General features: G+C 69.9%; 17 protein-coding genes. 4 read left to right on the forward strand and 13 right to left on the reverse strand.

What is annotated here, in order from left to right:
- Window positions 1-69 precede the first annotated feature (69 nt).
- The 3 genes from ACWA7K_RS14750 to ACWA7K_RS14760 all read left to right on the forward strand — a co-directional run bounded on the left by ACWA7K_RS14750 (window position 70) and on the right by ACWA7K_RS14760 (window position 3,263).
- Window positions 70-1,356 (forward strand): PQQ-dependent sugar dehydrogenase, encoded by a 1,287-nt coding sequence (locus ACWA7K_RS14750; RefSeq protein WP_456210177.1) that lies wholly within the window; start codon window positions 70-72, stop codon window positions 1,354-1,356.
- Between the two features lie 186 nt (window positions 1,357-1,542).
- Window positions 1,543-2,166 (forward strand): BON domain-containing protein, encoded by a 624-nt coding sequence (locus tag ACWA7K_RS14755; protein ID WP_456162145.1) that lies wholly within the window; start codon window positions 1,543-1,545, stop codon window positions 2,164-2,166.
- 167 nt (window positions 2,167-2,333) lie between these two features.
- Window positions 2,334-3,263 (forward strand): response regulator, encoded by a 930-nt coding sequence (locus ACWA7K_RS14760; RefSeq protein WP_456162146.1) that lies wholly within the window; start codon window positions 2,334-2,336, stop codon window positions 3,261-3,263.
- On the opposite strand, the gene ACWA7K_RS14765 is transcribed toward ACWA7K_RS14760, so the two are convergent.
- From ACWA7K_RS14765 to wrbA, 12 genes are all read right to left on the reverse strand, one after another.
- Window positions 3,227-3,661: an endonuclease domain-containing protein gene (locus ACWA7K_RS14765; RefSeq protein ID WP_456162147.1), complete on the reverse strand. Its 435-nt coding sequence runs from the start codon at window positions 3,659-3,661 to the stop codon at window positions 3,227-3,229. The two genes, ACWA7K_RS14760 and ACWA7K_RS14765, sit on opposite strands and share 37 nt — an antisense overlap.
- Before the next feature lie 519 nt (window positions 3,662-4,180).
- On the reverse strand, window positions 4,181-4,381 hold the full coding sequence (locus ACWA7K_RS14770; protein WP_456162148.1) for a hypothetical protein: 201 nt from the start codon (window positions 4,379-4,381) through the stop codon (window positions 4,181-4,183).
- A gap of 142 nt (window positions 4,382-4,523) precedes the next feature.
- A complete protein-coding gene (locus ACWA7K_RS14775) occupies window positions 4,524-5,588 on the reverse strand; it encodes a protein-glutamate methylesterase/protein-glutamine glutaminase (protein WP_456162149.1) in 1,065 nt (354 codons plus the stop codon).
- 44 nt (window positions 5,589-5,632) lie between these two features.
- Window positions 5,633-6,145, reverse strand: coding sequence for a chemotaxis protein CheD (locus tag ACWA7K_RS14780; protein WP_456162150.1), 513 nt, complete (start codon window positions 6,143-6,145; stop codon window positions 5,633-5,635).
- Window positions 6,146-6,177: 32 nt separating this feature from the next.
- Window positions 6,178-7,053, reverse strand: a complete 876-nt coding sequence (locus ACWA7K_RS14785) for a CheR family methyltransferase (RefSeq protein WP_456162151.1) — start codon at window positions 7,051-7,053, stop codon at window positions 6,178-6,180.
- A gap of 25 nt (window positions 7,054-7,078) precedes the next feature.
- Window positions 7,079-7,600: a chemotaxis protein CheW gene (locus ACWA7K_RS14790; RefSeq protein WP_456162152.1), complete on the reverse strand. Its 522-nt coding sequence runs from the start codon at window positions 7,598-7,600 to the stop codon at window positions 7,079-7,081.
- Between the two features lie 10 nt (window positions 7,601-7,610).
- Window positions 7,611-9,863, reverse strand: a complete 2,253-nt coding sequence (locus ACWA7K_RS14795; protein ID WP_456162153.1) for a methyl-accepting chemotaxis protein — start codon at window positions 9,861-9,863, stop codon at window positions 7,611-7,613.
- The gene (locus ACWA7K_RS14800; protein ID WP_456162154.1) at window positions 9,860-12,193 is read right to left on the reverse strand and encodes a chemotaxis protein CheW; all 2,334 of its coding nucleotides are present in this window, start codon (window positions 12,191-12,193) and stop codon (window positions 9,860-9,862) included. Before ACWA7K_RS14800 ends, ACWA7K_RS14795 begins: the two co-directional genes overlap by 4 nt.
- On the reverse strand, window positions 12,190-12,537 hold the full coding sequence (locus ACWA7K_RS14805) for an STAS domain-containing protein (protein WP_456162155.1): 348 nt from the start codon (window positions 12,535-12,537) through the stop codon (window positions 12,190-12,192). Before ACWA7K_RS14805 ends, ACWA7K_RS14800 begins: the two co-directional genes overlap by 4 nt.
- Window positions 12,534-12,902 carry a response regulator gene (locus tag ACWA7K_RS14810; protein WP_456162156.1) on the reverse strand — a complete coding sequence of 123 codons (369 nt, stop codon included), beginning with the start codon at window positions 12,900-12,902 and terminating at the stop codon, window positions 12,534-12,536. Before ACWA7K_RS14810 ends, ACWA7K_RS14805 begins: the two co-directional genes overlap by 4 nt.
- Before the next feature lie 57 nt (window positions 12,903-12,959).
- Window positions 12,960-14,099 (reverse strand): methyl-accepting chemotaxis protein, encoded by a 1,140-nt coding sequence (locus tag ACWA7K_RS14815; protein WP_456162158.1) that lies wholly within the window; start codon window positions 14,097-14,099, stop codon window positions 12,960-12,962.
- Between the two features lie 161 nt (window positions 14,100-14,260).
- Window positions 14,261-14,863 (reverse strand): NAD(P)H:quinone oxidoreductase, encoded by a 603-nt coding sequence (gene wrbA, locus ACWA7K_RS14820; protein ID WP_456162159.1) that lies wholly within the window; start codon window positions 14,861-14,863, stop codon window positions 14,261-14,263.
- Window positions 14,864-15,129: 266 nt separating this feature from the next.
- Here wrbA and ACWA7K_RS14825 point away from each other — a divergent pair, with 266 nt between their 5' ends.
- Window positions 15,130-16,578, forward strand: a complete 1,449-nt coding sequence (locus tag ACWA7K_RS14825; protein WP_456162161.1) for a methyl-accepting chemotaxis protein — start codon at window positions 15,130-15,132, stop codon at window positions 16,576-16,578.
- A 7-nt stretch (window positions 16,579-16,585) separates the two neighbouring features.
- Here the strand turns inward: ACWA7K_RS14825 and ACWA7K_RS14830 are convergent, their stop codons facing one another.
- Complete coding sequence (locus ACWA7K_RS14830) at window positions 16,586-17,398, reverse strand: mechanosensitive ion channel family protein (RefSeq protein ID WP_456162162.1); 813 nt, start codon at window positions 17,396-17,398, stop codon at window positions 16,586-16,588.
- Window positions 17,399-17,750: the final 352 nt, after the last annotated feature.

A 17,750-nucleotide genomic window follows, 5' to 3' on the forward strand; every position in this document is an offset into this window, starting at 1 on the left:
GCCTGCTTACCATCCGCGCCTTCTTCTGGAGGAAGCGCAATGCAAGGCTCGGGCGTGTTCACGCAACTCATGTCTCATGTCGTCGCCGCGATCGGCCACGTCGCGATCCGCTGGCGGCGCCTGCAGGGCACCGTCGAACGGCAGGCGTTCGGCGCGCAACCCAGCATCCCGCCGGCCCGTCCGCAGGGCATCCTGCCGACGCTGAAGATGCCCACCGCACGCGGCTGGGCGCCGGGCACGAAGCCGGTCGCCGCCGCCGGCCTGAAGGTCAACGCCTTTGCCAGCGGGCTGGACCACCCGCGCTGGATGCTGGTGCTGCCCAACGGCGACGTCACGGTCGCCGAGGCCTGCTTCCTGCCCGGCACGATCAATTCGCTGTTCGACTACGCGATGGTCAGCACGATGGCCCGCGCCGCCGCCACCGGCCAGAGCGCCAACCGCATCACGCTGCTGCGCGATGCCGATGGCGACGGCGTGGCCGAGATCCAGCAGACCTTCCTGAAGGACCTCAGCCAGCCCTTCGGCATGGCGCTGCTGGACGGCACCTTCTACGTCGGCAACACCGACGGCCTGGTCGCCTTCCCCTATCAGGACGGCCAGACCCGCATCGACGCGGCCGGCACGAAGCTGGCCGACTTCAAGCCCGGCGGCCACTGGACCCGCAGCATCCTGCCGAGCGCGGACGGCAAGCGGCTCTACATCGGCGTCGGCTCGCTCAGCAACATCGGCGACGACGGCATGGCGGCCGAGGAAGGCCGCGCCTGCATCTGGGAATTCGACCGCGAGACCGGCCGCGCGCGGCTGTTCGCCGAAGGCCTGCGCAACCCCGTCGGCCTGGCCTGGGAGCCCGTCACCGGCGCGCTCTGGACGGTGGTCAACGAACGCGACGGCCTGGGCGACGAGACGCCGCCGGACTACCTGACCTCCGTGCGCGATGGCGGCTTCTACGGCTGGCCCTACTGCTACTGGGGCCGCACGGTCGACGACCGCGTGCCGCAGGACGCCGCCCGCGTCGCCAGCGCCCTGCAGCCCGACTACGCGCTGGGCGGCCACACCGCCTCGCTGGGCCTGTGCTGGATGCCGGCGGGCACGCTGCCGGGTTATCCGGACGGCATGGTGATCGGCCAGCACGGCTCGTGGAACCGCAGCACGCTGAGTGGCTACAAGGTCATCTTCGTGCCCTTCGTCGACGGCGAGCCCTCGGGCCCGTCACGCGACATCCTGAGCGGTTTCCTGGCACCGGACGAGAGCGAGTCCTGGGGCCGCCCGGTCGGCGTGACGATCGGCCCGGACGGTCGTTCGCTGCTGGTCGCCGATGACGTCGGCAACGTGATCTGGCGCGTCACGGCGGCGTGATCCCGATACGTGACGGCCGGTTGATGACATCCGGCGTCACACGATGACATCGGTCATCGCGGCGGGGTTGCAGGCGCAACGCCCGCCGCCGGACTTGCAGCTCAGGGGTAACCCTCGGGTCCGACAGTGGAGTCACCGCAAGCCACACAGGCCAGCGGATCTGCCACTCACCTGCAAGGACACATCATGACCACCCGCCTCCATCGCATCGCCGCCGCTGCCGCCCTCCTGACCAGCCTGTTCACCGCCGGTGCGGCCCATGCCGGCGGCGCCGTCGGCGTCACCGAATCGGACCGCCAGCTGGCCGAGAAGGTCCAGGCCGCCGTGCTGGCCGCCGCACCGTTCCAGGACGCCAAGACCGACCTGACCATCCGCGCCGACCAGGGCAAGGTCGAGATCAGCGGCTGGGTCGCCTATGACAACGACATCGCGCCGGCCCGCAACATCGCCCGTCAGGTCGCCGGCGTGCAATCGGTCTCGACGCAGATCCGCGCCTGGTCGACCGAGAGCGACTACCGCGTCGGCCTGGCCAACCCCGAGCTCTACAGCGCCCCGACGGCTGCAGGTCCGATGAGCACGGGCAACGTGGCCGATGACGGCCTGGCCGCCAGCGTGCGCAGCGCGCTGCTCGGCACGGGCGCCTTCACGTTGCAGAACACCGAGCTGAAGGTCAACGCCAGCGGAGGCCGCATCGAACTGACCGGCTGGCTCGCGAATGCCGGCGACGAGGACACCGTCTACCAGGCCGCCCGCCAGGTGCCGGGCGTGACCCGGGTGGTGACCCACTTCCATTCGTGGGCGAGCGAATGAGTGCGGTCCGGCGCGGACCGGTTCGCCGGCCCGCGCCACCCGTGCTTCATCTGTCATGAACGGCAAGCCCGGATCGGCTGCGGGGTCGTCGAGGACACCGCTACATTGACCGGGCCTGAGCCGCGAGCCCCATCCGGAGCCACCTGGCGCCAGGTGGAGTACCTCGCGTGAACACCTATCCGCACAGGCCCCCGGCGCTGCCGGTCGTGGCCTCGCCCCTGACGATGATGCCGATGAACACGGGCTACCCGCCGCTCCAGCCACCCGGCGATGCCGGCCCGCTCGGCCAGCCCGCCGACGAACCCGTGATCCCCGCCGGCGCCGCCCACATCCTGGTCGTCGACGACGACCCGTCGCTGCGCGAGCTGCTGCAGGACTACCTCGGCGACCACGGCCTGCGCGTCAGCGCCGTGGCCGATGGCCGCGCGATGATGAGCCGCTTCGACCAGGACGCGATCGATCTGGTCGTGCTCGACCTGCGCCTGCCCGGCGAGGACGGCCTGCAGCTCGCGCGCCTGCTGCGCCAGCGTGTGCCCAACCTGCCCATCGTGCTGCTGACCGGCGTGGCCGAGGAGGCCGACCGCGTCATGGGCCTCGAACTCGGCGCCGACGACTACGTCACCAAGCCCTTCAGCCCGCGCGAACTGCTGGCCCGCATCCGCGCCGTGTTGCGCCGGGCCCAGCCACAGGCGGGCCTGATGGCACCGGCCGCCGCGCCCGGCACGCTGGCCTCCCCGCTGCCCAGCGGCGCCGTCGCGGTCCGCGAGGACCCGCGCCGCGCCTGCCGCTTCGCCGGCTGGGAGCTGAACCTGCGCACCCGCCGCCTGAGCGCACCCGACGGCCGCAAGCTCGAACTGAGCAACGGCGAATTCAGCCTGCTGCTGGCCTTCTGCAGCGCGCCCCAGCGCGTGCTGAGCCGCGACCAGCTGCTGACGCTCTCGCGCCTGCACAACGCCGAGGTCTACGACCGCACCGTCGACGTCCAGGTACTGCGCCTGCGCCGCAAGATCGAGGCCGATCCCTTCCACCCCACCCTGATCGTGACCGAACGCGGCGCAGGCTACCGCTTCGATGCGGCGGTGGAGACGCTGTACTGAGGAGGAGAGGCAAGGCCGCCGGCTAGGTCGACGGCATCGCAATCCCGGTTCAAGGACAGCCAGATCCGCGTCATCACGTCGATCCGTTGCGACGCCCATTCGTGGTTCCACACCCGGATGATCTGGAAGCCTTGCTCGCTCAGCCACGCATCTCGCGCAAGGTCATGGGGTCGCTGTTCCGAATGCTGGCCACCATCCAGTTCAACGATCAGCCGGGCGCTGAAACAAACGAAGTCCGCCACGTATCGGCCGATCGGGACCTGCCGCCGAAACTTGAACCTGGCCAGCCGCCGCGACCGCAGGCATCGCCAGAGTTCCATCTCCTGCGGCGTCTGTTCACGTCGCAACGATCGAGCGCGATCGGCGATCCATGCCGTGAAGTCTTCAGCTTCTTCCATGTCGGCTCCCCAGGTCGATGATCGTGTGGATCATCGCGCATCAGGGCGGGCCACGGGTCTGGCGCTGGGGGTTGTGGGGCAGTGTGGGACGAAACCCCTCACCCTACCCTCTCCCGCAAGGGGAGAGGGGTTCGTGCCTCGTGTTGATCGGTTTTGTTGGCAGTGGCTCAGTCGATGAGCCAGTCACCAGACTACGTCAACGCGACACCCTTCCAACCGCGTCCTCCCTCTCCCCTTGCGGGAGAGGGACCGAGGGTGAGAGGTTTCTTACCAGCCGCGCCAGCCTCCCGTCCATCATTTGCGTCGCCGGAGGGCGACGGGGAATGGACCCCTCACCCTACCCTCTCCCGCAAGGGGAGAGGGGTTCTTGCCTCGTTTTGATCGGTGTTGTTGGCAATGGCTCAGTCGATGAGCCAGTCATCAGACTACGTCAACGCGACACCCTCCCAACCGCGTCCTCCCTCTCCCCTTGCGGGAGAGGGACCGAGGGTGAGGGGTCTCCCGCCAGCCGCTTCCCCATCACCCCTTCAGCAACCGCCTCATCACCACCACCAGCCCCCACGCCAGCAGACCGCCGGCGAGGATGGCCAGGGGGATGCCCCAGCGGGCGTCGAGGCGGCCGCCGAGCAGGGCGAGGCAGTTGCTGCCCGTATCCGGCGAGGTCGCGGCCGAGGCCAGCGCAGGGAGCGCGAGCAGGAGGCGGACGAGGAATCGAGGCATGGCGGACCAGGGGCGTATCGGGTGGGCAGGGTCGTCGATCGACCCTGATGCCAGTCTGCGCCGCTGCCGCTGCGGGTGCGTTGCGCGCGCGCCCTGTCCGTGTGACGAATGAAACCGTCGATCGCGCAGGCTCAGCCGGTGTTCAGGCGCGGGCGTCGAACTGCAGGATCGCCCGGCCGATCTGTTCGAGCGGCAGGATGTCGTCGACCGCGTGCAGCTTGATCGCTTCCTTGGGCATGCCGAAGACCACGCAGGTCTCCTCGTTCTGCGCCACGGTGCGGGCGCCGGCCTCGTGCATCTGCAGCATGCCGCGGGCACCGTCGTCGCCCATGCCGGTCATGATGATGCCCAGCGCGTTCGGGCCGGCGCATTCGGCCACCGAGCGGAACAGCACGTCGACCGACGGCTTGTGCCGGTTGACCGGCGGACCGTCGCTGACGACGGCGTAGTACTGGCCGCCGGACTTGCGCAGCTGCATGTGGCGGCCGCCCGGCGCGATCAGGGCGACGCCGCGTTCGAGGCGGTCGCCGTCGCGGGCCTCACGCACGTTCATCGCGCAGAAGCCGTCCAGGCGCTGCGCATACAGCGCCGTGAAGCGCTCCGGCATGTGCTGGGTGATGGCGATGCCGGGCGCGTCGGCCGGCATCTGGCGCAGCACCCATTCGATCGCCTGCGTGCCGCCGGTCGAGCTGCCGATCACCACCGGCTTGTTGATGGCCAGCGCATGCACGCCTGCGGCCCGGGCCCCGTGCAGCGGCGTGGGCACCGGCTCGCTGGACGCCACTTCCGCCGTGCGACGGCGCGGCCGCGAGCGGGCCGCCGCCTTGAGCGTCTGGATCAGCTCCAGCCGGCTTTCCTGCAGGTGCTGCTTGAGCCCGAGCTTGGGCTTGCCCAGCACGGCCACGGCGCCGGCGGCCAGCGCTTCGAGCGCGACCTTGCCGCCCTCGTGGGTCAGCGTCGAGCAGATCACGGTCGGGATCGGGTTGCTGACCATCAGCTGGCGCAGGAAGGTCAGGCCGTCCATGCCGGGCATCTCGATGTCGAGCAGCAGCACGTCGGGCTTCAGGCGGCGCAGCGCCTCGGTCGCGATCAGCGGGTTGGGGGCGCTGCCGACGAGTTCGATGTCGGCCAGGCCGCTGAGCAGGTGGGCAACGGTCTGTCGGACGACGGCCGAATCGTCGACCACATAGACCTGGATGGACGGCATGGGAACCTTCTTCGTGTGAGCGGGAGCGTGGGCTGGAGCCGGCTTCAGGCAGGTGCCTGCGAATCGACGACGCGGCAGACCGGCGCATCCGGTCCGACCCGCCAGCTGAGCTTGCGGTAGCCGGTGCCGCCGACGTTCTGCTCCAGCACGCGGATGCCGCCGGCTGTCAGCAGTTCCAGCACGCGCTGGACATTGCGCAGGCCGACATGCTCGGCGTACTGGCGCGGGAACATGTTGGCGCCGCCGTAGACCCGCGCCAGGCACAGCCGGGGCGTGATGCCGCGGGCCAGCAGCCCGTCGGCCATGGCCTGCAGCGCGTCGCGGGCGTGGTGGGTGTCGGGCGGTCGGCGCGGGTCGCTGTCGCTGGCATGCACGACATGGCACATCGCGCCGACCGTCCCGCGCGGGTCGACCAGCGTGACGGCCACGCACGAGCCCAGCAGCGTGTCGAGCCGGTCGCCGCTGTTGACCACGCGCACGTCGCCCGGGTTGAGCACATGCACGCGCGGCGGCGTGTAGACATCGGCCAGCGTGGCGGGTGCGGTCAGGGAGGGCATGTCGACACCTTCGGCGGTACGGCGGGGCCGGCTCAGCGTTTCGCCGGCTTGCGGAAGGCGCCCGGCACGACCGGCTCCAGGCCGGCCTCGGCATGGGCACGGCCTTCGGCGGTGCCCATGAACAGGATGCCGCCGGGCTTGAGCGTGGTCAGCACGCGGTCGATGACCTGGCGCTTGGTCTCGGTGTCGAAGTAGATGAGCACGTTGCGCAGGAAGACGAAGTCGAACGGCCCGATGCCGTGGATCGGCTTGCACAGGTTGAGCTGGCCGAAGCGGACCCGCTCGCGCAGTTCCGGCTTGACCATCACCTGCCCTTCGGCCGGGCCTTCGCCCCGCAGGCAATGGCGTTTCAGGCGATCGGGGCTGACGTGGCGCAACCGGTCGACCGGGTAGACGCCCTGCTTGGCCGACAGCAGCACGCGGTGGCTGATGTCGGTGGCGAGGATCTCCCAGTCCGGTCCGATCTGGCCGGACTTCTGCAGTTCGGACAGCAGCATCGCGGTGCTGTAGGCCTCGTCGCCAAACGACGCCGCCGCGCTCCACAGCGCCAGCGGCGCACGGCTGCGGCGGCCGACCAGCTCGCGTTCGAGCAGCTCGAAGTGGTGCGGCTCGCGGAAGAAGTAGGTCTCGTTGGTGGTCAGCAGGTCGACCGCCATCTGGAACTCGGCGGCCTCGTGTTCATCGAGCAGCAGCGCCAGGTAGTCGTCGTAGCCTCGCAGCCCGAGGCGCTGGATGCGCGGGGCCAGGCGAGACGCCACCAGCGACTTCTTCGACGCGTTCATCGACAGCCCCACCGTCTCGTACATGAGCGCGGTGATGCGGTTGAAGGTGCGGTCGGAGAAGTCGTTGACGGTCGGCTGCGGCGGCAGGGTCGCCAGCAGCGCGGCCGAGGTCGATTCAAGGGTCATGGTCTGCACACGCCGGCGGCCCGTCTCAGGCCGCCAGGCGCTCCTGTTCCTCGTCGCACAAGGAGGCCAGGGCCTCGATGTCGAGTGCGTGGTCGGTGTCCAGCAGCGTCACGAAACGCTCCTGCCGCCGCACCACGCCGCGGATGAACTCGCGCCCGATGGCGCTGCCGAACTGTGGGGGCGGCTCGACCTGGGCCGGGTCGATGTCGATGACCTCGGCCACTGCATCGACCATCAGGCCCAGCTCGACACGCTCGACATGCGTGCCGTCGAGCCGGCGGGCCTCGAAGATCACGATGCAGGTCTTCTCGCCGACCTCGGCCACGCCCCGGCCCAGCCGGGCCTGCAGGTCGATGACCGGCACGACGGCGCCACGCAGGTTGATGACGCCGCGCACGAAGGTCGGCGTGCGCGGGACCAGCGTCATCTGGCCGTACTGGATGATCTCGCGCACCGCCTCGATGCCGACGGCGAAGACACGCTCGCCGAGCCAGAAGGTCAGGTGCTGTGCGTGGCCTTCATCGGCCTCGTCCGGGACGCCGCTCATCGCCGGCTCCTCAGTAGGGGCGGAAGTTGGCCGCGCCGAGCGTGCCGGTGGCGCGGGTCGCCGTGCCGCCGCTGGCCGGACGGGCGTTCGCCACCGGGGCCGGACGGCGACGCGCGCCGCCGTCGAAGTCCACCACCGTGCGACGGCCGGCATCGGCGCCACCGCTGTGGAAGAACGAGATCGCCTGCTGCAGCTGCTCGGCCTGGCCGGACAGCTCCTCGCTGGTCGCCGCCAGTTCCTCGGAAGCCGACGCGTTCTGCTGCGTCGCCTTGCTGAGCTGGCCCATCGCGCCGCCGATCTGCGTCACCGACGAGCTCTGCTCCTCGGACGCGGCGGAGATTTCCTGCACCAGGTCGGAGGTCTTCTTGATCGACGGCACGATCTCGTCGAGCAGCTTGCCGGCGCGCTCGGCAGTCGACACGCTGTTGGACGCCAGGTCGCCGATCTCCTTGGCCGCTTCCTGGCTGCGTTCGGCCAGCTTGCGGACCTCGGCGGCGACGACCGCGAAGCCCTTGCCGTGTTCACCGGCCCGCGCCGCCTCGATGGCCGCGTTCAGCGCCAGCAGGTTGGTCTGGTAGGCGATGTCGTTGACGATGCTGATCTTGGCCGCGATCTGCTTCATGGCCTTGACCGTCAGCGTGACGGCCTGGCCGCCCTCCTCGGCTTCCTTGGAGGCCTTGGCGGCCATGCCGTCGGTGACCTTGGCGTTGTCGCTGTTCTGCGAGATCGACGCCGACATCTGCTCGATCGACGCGGTGGTCTCCTCGACCGACGCGGCCTGTTCGCTGGCGGCCTGCGACAGCGACTGCGCCGTGGCGCTGACCTGGCCCGATGCGCTGGTCAGCTGGTCGGCCGCGCCGCGCACCTCCTCGATGATCCCGGCGAGCTTCTCGCTGGTCGAGTTGGCGTCCTGCTTGACCTGCTCGAAGATGCCCTGGGCCTCGCGCACGATGCGCTGGCTGAGGTCGCCGGAGGCCAGGCCGGAGAAGACCCGGCCGACGTCCTCGATGATGGCCGCCAGCGTCTCGCTGGTCGCGTTGGCATCGGCCTTGAGCTGGCCGAAGGTGCCGGCGTAGTCGGCGGTGATGCGCTGCGACAGGTCGCCGTTGGCCAGTGCGGACAGCACGCGGCCGACGTCGGCGGAGATGACCGAGGTCGTCTCCATCAGCGCGTTGACGCCGCTGCACAGGTCGGCGATCGGGCCGGTCTTGCCTTCGAGCGGGATGCGGCGCGTCAGGTCGCCGGCGGCGGCGGCCTGGGTCACGGCCTGAGCCTGTTCGACGGCCAGCGTCAGCATCTGGCGCGAGCGGACCTCGGCGCTGACGTCGGTGGCGATCTTGACGACCTTGTTGACGCGGCCCATCTCGTCGCGCACCGGCGCGTAGACGGCCTGGATCCAGACCTCCGTGCCGGACTTGGTGACGCGCTTGAAGACCTCGCTGTGCGGCTTGCCCTCGTTGAGGTCACGCCAGAACTGCTCGTAGGCCGGGCTGACCGCATAGGTCGGCTCGACGAACATGCGGTGGTGGCGGCCGACCACCTCGTCCTCGCGATAGCCCATCAGATCGAGGAAATTCGCGTTCGCCTTGAGCACATGGCCCTTCAGGTCGAACTCGATGTAGGCATAGGACAGGTCGATCGCACCCAGGATGCCGCGCGCGTTGTGGCGCTCCAGCTCGGCCTCGGTGATGTCGTAGCGCACGCCCAGGTACTTCTCGGGCTTGCCGTTGGCACCCAGGATCGGCGCGACCACCGCGTCGACGTAATACGGCGTGCCGTCCTTCGCGCGGTTCTTGATGACGCCGCGGAAGATCTCGCCGCGACCGATGGTCTGCCACAGCGACTTGAAGGTCTCCTTGGGCATGTCCGGGTGGCGGGTCGTGTTGTGCGGATGGCCGATCAGCTCGTTGCGACCGTACTTCGAGACCTCCATGAACTTGTCGTTGATCGACAGGATGTCGCCCTTCTTGTCCGACCACGAGACGATGCTCGTGACGTTCATGATGTCGGTGCGGACCTTCAACTCGGACTCGGCGGCGGCCAGGCGGGTCAGCAGCTCGGCCTTCTCGGCCTTCTCGGCTTCGGCGGCCGCCTCGGCCTCGGCGCGGGCACTCTCGGTGGCGGCGCGGGCGCGTTCGGCTTCGGCACGGGCCCGTTCGCTGTCCAGGCGGGCCTGCTCGGTGCGCTGCACCGTCTCGGCGGCGTCACGCAGCGCGGCTCCGGCGAACAGCCGGGCGATCCAGGGGGTTTGGTTCGGGTTCATGTGGTCTGTCCTTCGGTGTTCGGGCGAGCGGATTCGGGGAAGAGCGGGGTCACGGTGGCGGTCGGACGTCGTCGGCCGCCGGGCGGCGACGCGGCCCGTTCGGCCAGCTGGCCCAGGGCCTGGACGTCGAGGATCAGCGCGACCTCGCCGTTGCCCAGGATGGAAGAGCCGGAGATGCCGCGCAGCGACCGGAAGATCGGTCCGAGCGGCTTGATGACGGTCTGGTGCTGGCCCATCAGCGCGTCGACGACGATGCCGTAGGGGCCGGCATGGCCCTTCACGACGACGATGCTGGGCAGTTCGGCGGGCGGCGCCTCCAGGTCGTAGAGCGTGCGCAGGTCGATCACCGGCAGCAGCTCGCCGCGCAGCTCGACGCAGCGCCGGCCGCTGTCGAACGCGTCGGCGTCGCTGCGGTCGATGCAGGCACGCCGGCCCTCGATGACCTCGACGACCGAGGCCAGCGGCAGCACGAAGCGCGACTGGGCGGCGCTGACGAGGAAGCCGTCGATGATGGCCAGCGTCAGCGGCAGGCGGATCTGGATCTGCGTGCCGCGACCTTCGACGCTGTGGACCGTGACGCTGCCACGCAGCGCCTCGATGTTGCGCTTGACCACGTCCATGCCGACACCGCGGCCGGACAGGTTGGTGACCTGCTCGGCGGTCGAGAAGCCCGGCGCGAAGATCAGGTGGAGGATCTCGGCATCGGCCGGCGTCACGCCCGGCTCGACCAGGCCGCGTTGCCAGGCACGTTGCAGCACCTTGTCGCGCGAGATGCCGCGGCCGTCGTCCTCGATCGTGATCAGGATCGAGCCCGACTCGTGGCGCGCGCTCAGCATCAGCGTGCCGGTGCCGGCCTTGCCCGCCGCGACGCGTTCGTCGGCCGGCTCCAGGCCGTGGTCCAGGCTGTTGCGGACCAAGTGCATCAGCGGGTCGACGATGCGTTCGACCATCGACTTGTCGAGTTCGGTCTCGCCGCCCAGGATCTCCAGCGCGACTTCCTTGCCCAGCTGCGCGGCGGTGTCGCGCACGACCCGGCGGAAGCGGCTGAAGGTCTCGCCGATCGGCACCATGCGCAGCTGCAGCGTGCCGTTGCGGATCTCCTCGATCAGCCGGCCCATGTGCAGGTGGGCCTCGATCAGGCTGCCCTGGCGGGTCTGGCGCGACAGCATCGCCGCACCGGCGCCGGCCGTGACCAGCTCGCCGAGCAGGTTGATGACGGCATCGAGCCGGTCGGCCTGCACGCGGATGTAGCGGTGCTCGTCGGCCGACGCACCCTCGCGCTCCTTGCCGCCCTTGCGTTCGGTCCGCTCTGTCTTGTCAGCCGCCGCCGACGCCATCTGGCCCTGCTTCTCGATGGCCGCATCGATGACCTTCGGGTCCAGTCCGGTGCGGGCCTGCAGCACCTCGCCCAGGCGCGGCGCCTCCGTCGACGAGCGGGCCTTCAGGGTGGCCTGCTCGGCCAGGCAATGGTCCAGGTCCTCTCGCGTGACAGCCCCGATCGCCACGAGGATCTCGCCCAGCCGAGGCCGGTCGGGCATGGCGTCGATCATGGCCTTGTAATGCGAGGCCGGCGTGCCCGGCGCGGTCAGCCGCAGCGTGCAGTCGTCACGCACGAAGGCGAAGGCGGCCTCGATCTCCTCGCGGCTGGCCGTCGTGTCCAGCGTGAACTGGAAGGCGCCGTGGCAGCTCTCCGGATCGATCCGGTCGAGCGGCGGCACGGCCTCGGTGTCGCAGCAGATGCCATGCACCTCGCCGAGCGTGTCCAGGTAGGCCAGCACCGACAGCGGATCCATGCCGTTGCGGAAGGTGTCGGGGCCGAAGGCCGCGCACAGGTGCCAGCGCGGCACGGCGGTCGACACGGGCTCGGCCGGCGCGACGGCGGCCGGCGCTGCGGCGGCGCCGTCGAGAGCCGCCAGCATCGCCTTCAGCCGGGTCGACAGGTCGGCGCGGTGGTCGCGCTGATCGGGCGTCTCGGCCTGCGCATCGGCGGCCTGGGCGATCAGCAGGCGGATCTGGTCGTTGCATTGCAGCAGCAGCGTGCTGACCTGCAGGTCGAGTTCGATGCGGCCGTCGCGCAGCCGGTCCAGCAGCGTCTCGACGTCGTGCGTGAAGGCGACGATGCGGTCGAGCCCGAAGATGCCGGCCGAGCCCTTGACGGTGTGGGCGCAGCGGAACAGCGCGTCGAGCTTGTCGCGGTCGCCCGGGTGCTCTTCGAGTTCCAGCAGCAGCTGCTCGATCTGTTCGACCTGCTCGGTGGCTTCCTGGATGAAGGTCGGCAGCGCGTCGGCCACGAAGCCGAGGTCGATCTCGCGGGATTTCCTCGTGCTCATCGTGTTTCCTCGGTGGTGACCGTGGTGGTGGCCGTGTTTGTGGCCGTGGCCGCATGGCGCTCCAGCCACGTCGTCAGGCCCAGCACCTGGCAGGCGCGGACCAGCGCATCCGTGGGCGACTGCAGTCGCCAGGCGCGTTCGTCGCGTTCGCACAGGCGCGACAGCGACACCAGCAGCTGCACGCCGGCGCCGTCGACATCGACCACCTCGGCGGCATCGACCTGCAGCGTCGTGTCGGCATCGGTGATGGCGGCCAGCGCGGCCAGCAGCGCGTCGCGCGTCTCGGTGGCCGTGAAGATGGTCAGCTCGGCCGGCAGCACGACATTCGTGGCGGCGCTGTTCATGGCAGCACCAGCTTGGCCACCGCGTCCAGCAGCACCGGCGGGTTGAAGGGCTTGACGATCCACGCCTTGGCGCCCGCCACCTTGCCCTGCTGCATGCGGTCACCACCGTTCTCGGTGGTCAGCATGATCACGGGGGTGAACTTGTAGCGGGCGTTCGCCTTCATCTGCGTGACGAAGGTGATGCCGTCCATGCGGGGCATGTTGACGTCGCTGACGACCAGGTTGATCTTGCGGCCGTCCAGCTTGGTCAGCGCGTCCATGCCGTCGCCGGCCTCGATCACCTCGTAGCCGGCGCGCGTCAGCGCGATGGAGACGACCTGGCGCAGCGAAGCGGAGTCGTCGACGATCAGGATGGTCTTGCTCATGGTCGGAGGGTCATCGGTGGGGGACGTCGGGGGACAGGGGCGACGGCGGTGTCGGCGTCAGAAGAACACCGCACCCGCACTGGCGTGGTTGGCCTGGGTCGGGTCGAGGCTCAGGTCCTTCTGCTCGGCGGTCGTGTAGCCGGCCGACAGCAGGGCATCCCATTCCTCGGCCGCCGGCAGCCGGCCGGTCTCGGCGGCTTCCAGCAGGCAGGCCCGCGTCGCGGTCATGGAGTGGGTGATCTGGTCGAGGATCTGCTGCACGCGGTCCTGGAACTGGAAGGCCACGAGCAGCTGCTCGACCTGGACGCGCACTTCCTCGCTGCGACGGGCCAGGTCGACGGTGCGGGCGTTCAGCACCTCGACGGTGTGGTCGACCCGCTCGATGACGGAGGTGATGGTCTGCTCGGACTTCTCGAACAGCTGCTGGTCGTCCTTGACCTGATCGGTGGCCTGGGCGAGCGTCTGGCGCACCTGTTCGCCGAAGGTGCGGACCTGTTCGCCGATGCGCCGGCCGGTCTCGCCGGAGGCGGTCGACAGGCGCCGGACCTCGGCCGCGACGACGCTGAAGCCGCGTCCGGCCGGACCGGCACGGGCGGCCTCGATGGCGGCGTTGATGGACAGCAGGTTGGTCTGGCGCGCCAGGCCGTCGACGTCCTCGGCCATGTCGCGCAGGCCGCTGGAGGCGCGGTCCAGGCCGCGCACGGTGCCCAGGATCTGGTCACGCGACTTGACGAAGGCGCCGAAGCTCAGCACCAGGTCGCGCAGCTCGCGGTCGCACTGCGACAGCATGTTGACGCGCAGCACGAGGTCGGAGTGGTCGACCGGTTCGGCGCTGACCGGCGTGATGTCGTCGAGCTGTTCGAGGATGACGCGGAAGCCGCCGATGAGCTGGTCGGTCGCGTCCCGCATCTGGGCCTGCACGCCTTCGATGTGCTGGGTCCAGAGCTGCGTGGCGGCCTCGATGCGCTGGGCCGCCTCCTGGGCCGACAGCGCCACGCTGGCGGATACCGGCGCATCGGCCGGGCCGGTGGTCTGTTCGCCAGCGCGCCAGGCCTGCCAGCGTCGCGGCAGGCCCAAGGCCCAGATGGCCAGCAGGGCGCCGGAGAGCCAGCGGGCCCATTCAAGCTGCAGGAGGCCGGCGGTGAGCCAGCCGAGCAGCCACAGGGCGGGCCAGAGGATCGAGGTGGGAGAGAACATGGGCGACAGCGGCGTCAGGACACGTTGGGGGGTGTCGTGACTCTCGCCGCTGGGTCGCCTGCGGATTTCCTGATGAAAGGGGTGTTTTCAGCCCAGAAAGGTGCCCACCCGGGTATGTCCTGGACAAACCCCGAGCGGATCGCCCGGGGCGTGCCGGACCGTCAGCCGAACAGCTTGGTCGCGATCGTCGCGACGTGGCGGCCCTGGAAGCTGGCCATGCCGAGTTCCTGCTCGCTGGGCATGCGCTCGCCGTTGCTGCCGGTGATCGTCGAGGCGCCGTAGGGGCTGCCGCCCTTGATCTCGTCCAGGCCGGTCTGGCGCTGTTCGGCATAGGGCAGGCCGACGTAGACCATGCCGTGGTGCAGCAGGGTCGGGATGAAGGTCAGGATGGTGCTTTCCTGGCCGCCGTGCTGGGTCGCGCTGGACGCGAACACCGAGCCGACCTTGCCGACCAGCGCGCCGGTCGCCCACAGGCCGCCGGTCTGGTCGAGGAAGTTGCGCATCTGGGCGGTCATGTTGCCGAAGCGGGTGCCGGTGCCGAAGATGATCGCGTCGTAGTTCGCCAGCTCGGCCGGCTGGGCGATCGGGGCGGCCTGGTCGGCCTTGCCGTGGGCGGCGGCAAAGATGTCGGCCGGCACGGTCTCGGGCACGCGCTTGACGTCCACCTGGGCACCGGCCACCTCGCGCGCACCGGCGGCGACGGCGTGGGCCATCGCTTCGACGTGACCGTAGAAGCTGTGATAGAGAACGAGAACCTTGGCCATGGATGACTCCTGCGCTGACGGGTGGATGGAAAGAGGGAACGAAGGGAGAGCTGCCGCGCAGGACCGGTCGACCGGAACCCAGGCGGTGGACGGATTGTGGGAAGTCCGCCTGCCACGATGACCGGATGGTTTTGATCCTTGCGTTCAATCGCGGCGAACGATAGGCGGCGACAAACAGACCCGTCCGGGCGCCGCTTCTCCGCCCACCGGCCGACGACCGGCCGGCCTAGGCTGGTGGATCGAATCGACCTCCACCGGAGCCGCCCTTGCAGTCCCATCCTTCCGCGCACCACGCCACGTCCGGCGAACCGGCCAATCAGGCCATCGGCGTCCGCGCCGACCTCATCCTGCTGGCGACGCTGGCCGCCAGTGCCGTGGCGGCCCTCGCCATCGGCAACCACTACGGCGGCATCGGCCTGGCCCTGATCGCCTCGGCCGTGCTGCTCGCCCTCGGCGGCGCCGCAGTCGGCCTGGCGCGCGGCACGCTGCTGTCGCGGCTGGTGCTGTCGGCCACGCTGGCGGCCTCGGTCGCGCTGCACATCCAGCTGGGCCAGGGCACGACCGAATTCCACTTCGGCGTGTTCGCGCTGCTGGCGCTGCTGCTGGTCTACCAGGACTGGCGCCCGATCGTCTTCACCGCCGCGCTGTTCGCCGTCCACCACCTTGTCTTCGACCGCCTGCAGGCGGCCGGGCTGGGCGTGTACTGCATCACCGCACCGAGCCTGCCGGCCGTCATCCTGCATGCCACCTACGTGGTGCTGCAGACGGCGCTGGAGGTCAGCATCGCGGTCACGATGCGCCAGCAGACCCGCCAGGGCAACGAGCTGGGCCACCTGGTCCGCCAACTGGTGCGCGACGGCCGCATCGACCTGGGCGCCGCCACCGTCGACGCCCGTACACAGGCCGGCTCGGCACTGGGCGACGCGCTGGCGCAGATCCGCGAGGCGATGCGGTCGCTGCGGGTGTCGGCCGTGCAGGTCGAGCAGTCCAGCGCCGAGATCGCGCAGGGCAACCAGGACCTGTCCAACCGCACCGAAAGCGCGGCATCCAGCCTGCAGCAGACGGCGGCCTCGATGGCGCAGATCGCCGGCACGGTGCAGCAATCGGCCGCCTCGACCCGGCTGGCCAATGAACTCGCGGATTCAGCCGCCGACGTGGCCCGGCGCGGCGGCGCGGTGGTCGGCGAGGTGATCGGCACGATGCAGCAGATCGAGACCAGCTCGCGCAAGATCGGCGACATCATCGGCGTGATCGACGGCATCGCCTTCCAGACCAACATCCTGGCGCTCAACGCCGCCGTCGAGGCGGCGCGTGCCGGCGAACAGGGCCGCGGCTTCGCGGTCGTCGCCAGCGAGGTCCGCAGCCTGGCCGGCCGTTCGGCCGAGGCCGCGCGCGAGATCAAGTCGCTGATCGGCAATTCGATGACCCAGGTCGAGGCCGGATCCGCCCATGTCCAGCGGGCCGGCGCGACGATGCAGGAGATCGTCTCGGCGGTGCAGCGCCTGACCGACACGCTGGCCGAGATCAGCGCGGTCTCGGCGGCGCAGTCGGGCGACATCGCCCAGGTCAACGGTGCGGTCGAACAGCTCGATCACATGACCCAGCAGAACGCCGCGCTGGTCGAACAATCGGCCGCAGCAGCCGCCAGCCTGCGCGAACAGGCGGCCCGGCTGACGGCGGTGCTGGACGGCTTCGGGCTGGAAGAACGGAGCTGAGGCGTGCTCAGGCCGTCATCGTCTTGACGATCTGCGCCGGCGTCGGTGCCGGCCAGCCGGCTTCCTGGCAGACCCGCACCATCGCCTCGTTGGTGTCGAAGTAGACCTGCCAGTAGTGGTCGGTGTGGCAATACGGGCGCACCGAGATGACGCAGCCGACCAGGTTGACGTCGAGCAGGTTGACCTCCGGCGCCGGGCTGGTCGCGACGTTCGGGATCTGCGCGATGGCGGCCTTGAAGCGGGCGATGGCGTCCAGCGGATCGACCCCGCCGGCCAGCTGCGCGGTGCGTTCGACGCGGCGCACCGGGCGGGCCGAGTAGTTGACGATGTTCTCGGCAAAGATCTTGGTGTTGCCGATCAGGGTCAGCACGTTGTCGGGCGTGATGATGGCCGTGCCGAACAGGCCCAGCTCGTGGATCGTGCCAACGGTGCCGCCGATCTGCACGAAGTCGCCGACCTTGAACGGCCGCAGCACCAGCATGAAGGCACCGGCCGCGAAGTTGCCGAGCATGCCGCTCCAGGCCGCGCCGATCGCCACGCCGGCACCGGCCAGCATCGCCGCGAACGAGGTCGTCTGGATGCCGAAGTAGCCCAGGATGCCCAGCACCAGCGTGATGTTCAGCGCGATGGCGACGATCGAGCCGAGGTACTTGGTCAGGGTCGGATCGACCGCGCTGCGGTTCATCGCCGCCTGCATCACCGACACCACCTTGCCGATCAGCCACCGGCCGATGATCCAGAACGCGATCGCCGCGGCGATCTTGATGGCGAGCTCGGTCAGCGTCGTGCTGAGGAAGTTCTCGATCGACTGCATGTTCATCTCGTGGCCCTCGAAGTGGTCCCGGCCGCGTCAGGACGCGCGGCTCGGTGCAAACGATTCTGCCGATTCGGGGTTACAACCCAAGCAGAATCTGAGGCGGGGCTCAGGGATGCGGCGAGGACGCGACAAGGGCGGCATCGGCGTCGGTCGGCGGGAGGGCCGGTTCAAGGCGCGCGGGAAGGGGTTGTCCATCGGCACGAGCCCGTCGGACACGGGGTGTCCGACCTACCGTGGCGAGGTGGACGACGTGGACGAGCGATGCCGATCGCCCCGGCATGGCACCGCGCGTTCCGCGCCGATCACGCGACTGGACAACCGGTCCGGGCCTGCCTGCGGTAGGTCGGACACCCCG

The sequence above is a fragment of the Leptothrix mechoopdaensis (SeqCode) genome, from assembly GCF_053893855.1.

Coding starts and splice junctions, on each gene's coding strand:
- ACWA7K_RS14750 (WP_456210177.1), top strand. CDS start 70: ATGTCTCATGTCGTCGCCGCGATCGGCCACGTCGCGATCCGCTGGCGG.
- ACWA7K_RS14755 (WP_456162145.1), top strand. CDS start 1,543: ATGACCACCCGCCTCCATCGCATCGCCGCCGCTGCCGCCCTCCTGACC.
- ACWA7K_RS14765 (WP_456162147.1), bottom strand. CDS start 3,661: ATGGAAGAAGCTGAAGACTTCACGGCATGGATCGCCGATCGCGCTCGA.
- ACWA7K_RS14770 (WP_456162148.1), bottom strand. CDS start 4,381: ATGCCTCGATTCCTCGTCCGCCTCCTGCTCGCGCTCCCTGCGCTGGCC.
- ACWA7K_RS14775 (WP_456162149.1), bottom strand. CDS start 5,588: ATGCCGTCCATCCAGGTCTATGTGGTCGACGATTCGGCCGTCGTCCGA.
- ACWA7K_RS14780 (WP_456162150.1), bottom strand. CDS start 6,145: ATGCCCTCCCTGACCGCACCCGCCACGCTGGCCGATGTCTACACGCCG.
- ACWA7K_RS14785 (WP_456162151.1), bottom strand. CDS start 7,053: ATGACCCTTGAATCGACCTCGGCCGCGCTGCTGGCGACCCTGCCGCCG.
- ACWA7K_RS14790 (WP_456162152.1), bottom strand. CDS start 7,600: ATGAGCGGCGTCCCGGACGAGGCCGATGAAGGCCACGCACAGCACCTG.
- ACWA7K_RS14795 (WP_456162153.1), bottom strand. CDS start 9,863: ATGAACCCGAACCAAACCCCCTGGATCGCCCGGCTGTTCGCCGGAGCC.
- ACWA7K_RS14800 (WP_456162154.1), bottom strand. CDS start 12,193: ATGAGCACGAGGAAATCCCGCGAGATCGACCTCGGCTTCGTGGCCGAC.
- ACWA7K_RS14805 (WP_456162155.1), bottom strand. CDS start 12,537: ATGAACAGCGCCGCCACGAATGTCGTGCTGCCGGCCGAGCTGACCATC.
- ACWA7K_RS14810 (WP_456162156.1), bottom strand. CDS start 12,902: ATGAGCAAGACCATCCTGATCGTCGACGACTCCGCTTCGCTGCGCCAG.
- ACWA7K_RS14815 (WP_456162158.1), bottom strand. CDS start 14,099: ATGTTCTCTCCCACCTCGATCCTCTGGCCCGCCCTGTGGCTGCTCGGC.
- wrbA (WP_456162159.1), bottom strand. CDS start 14,863: ATGGCCAAGGTTCTCGTTCTCTATCACAGCTTCTACGGTCACGTCGAA.
- ACWA7K_RS14830 (WP_456162162.1), bottom strand. CDS start 17,398: ATGAACATGCAGTCGATCGAGAACTTCCTCAGCACGACGCTGACCGAG.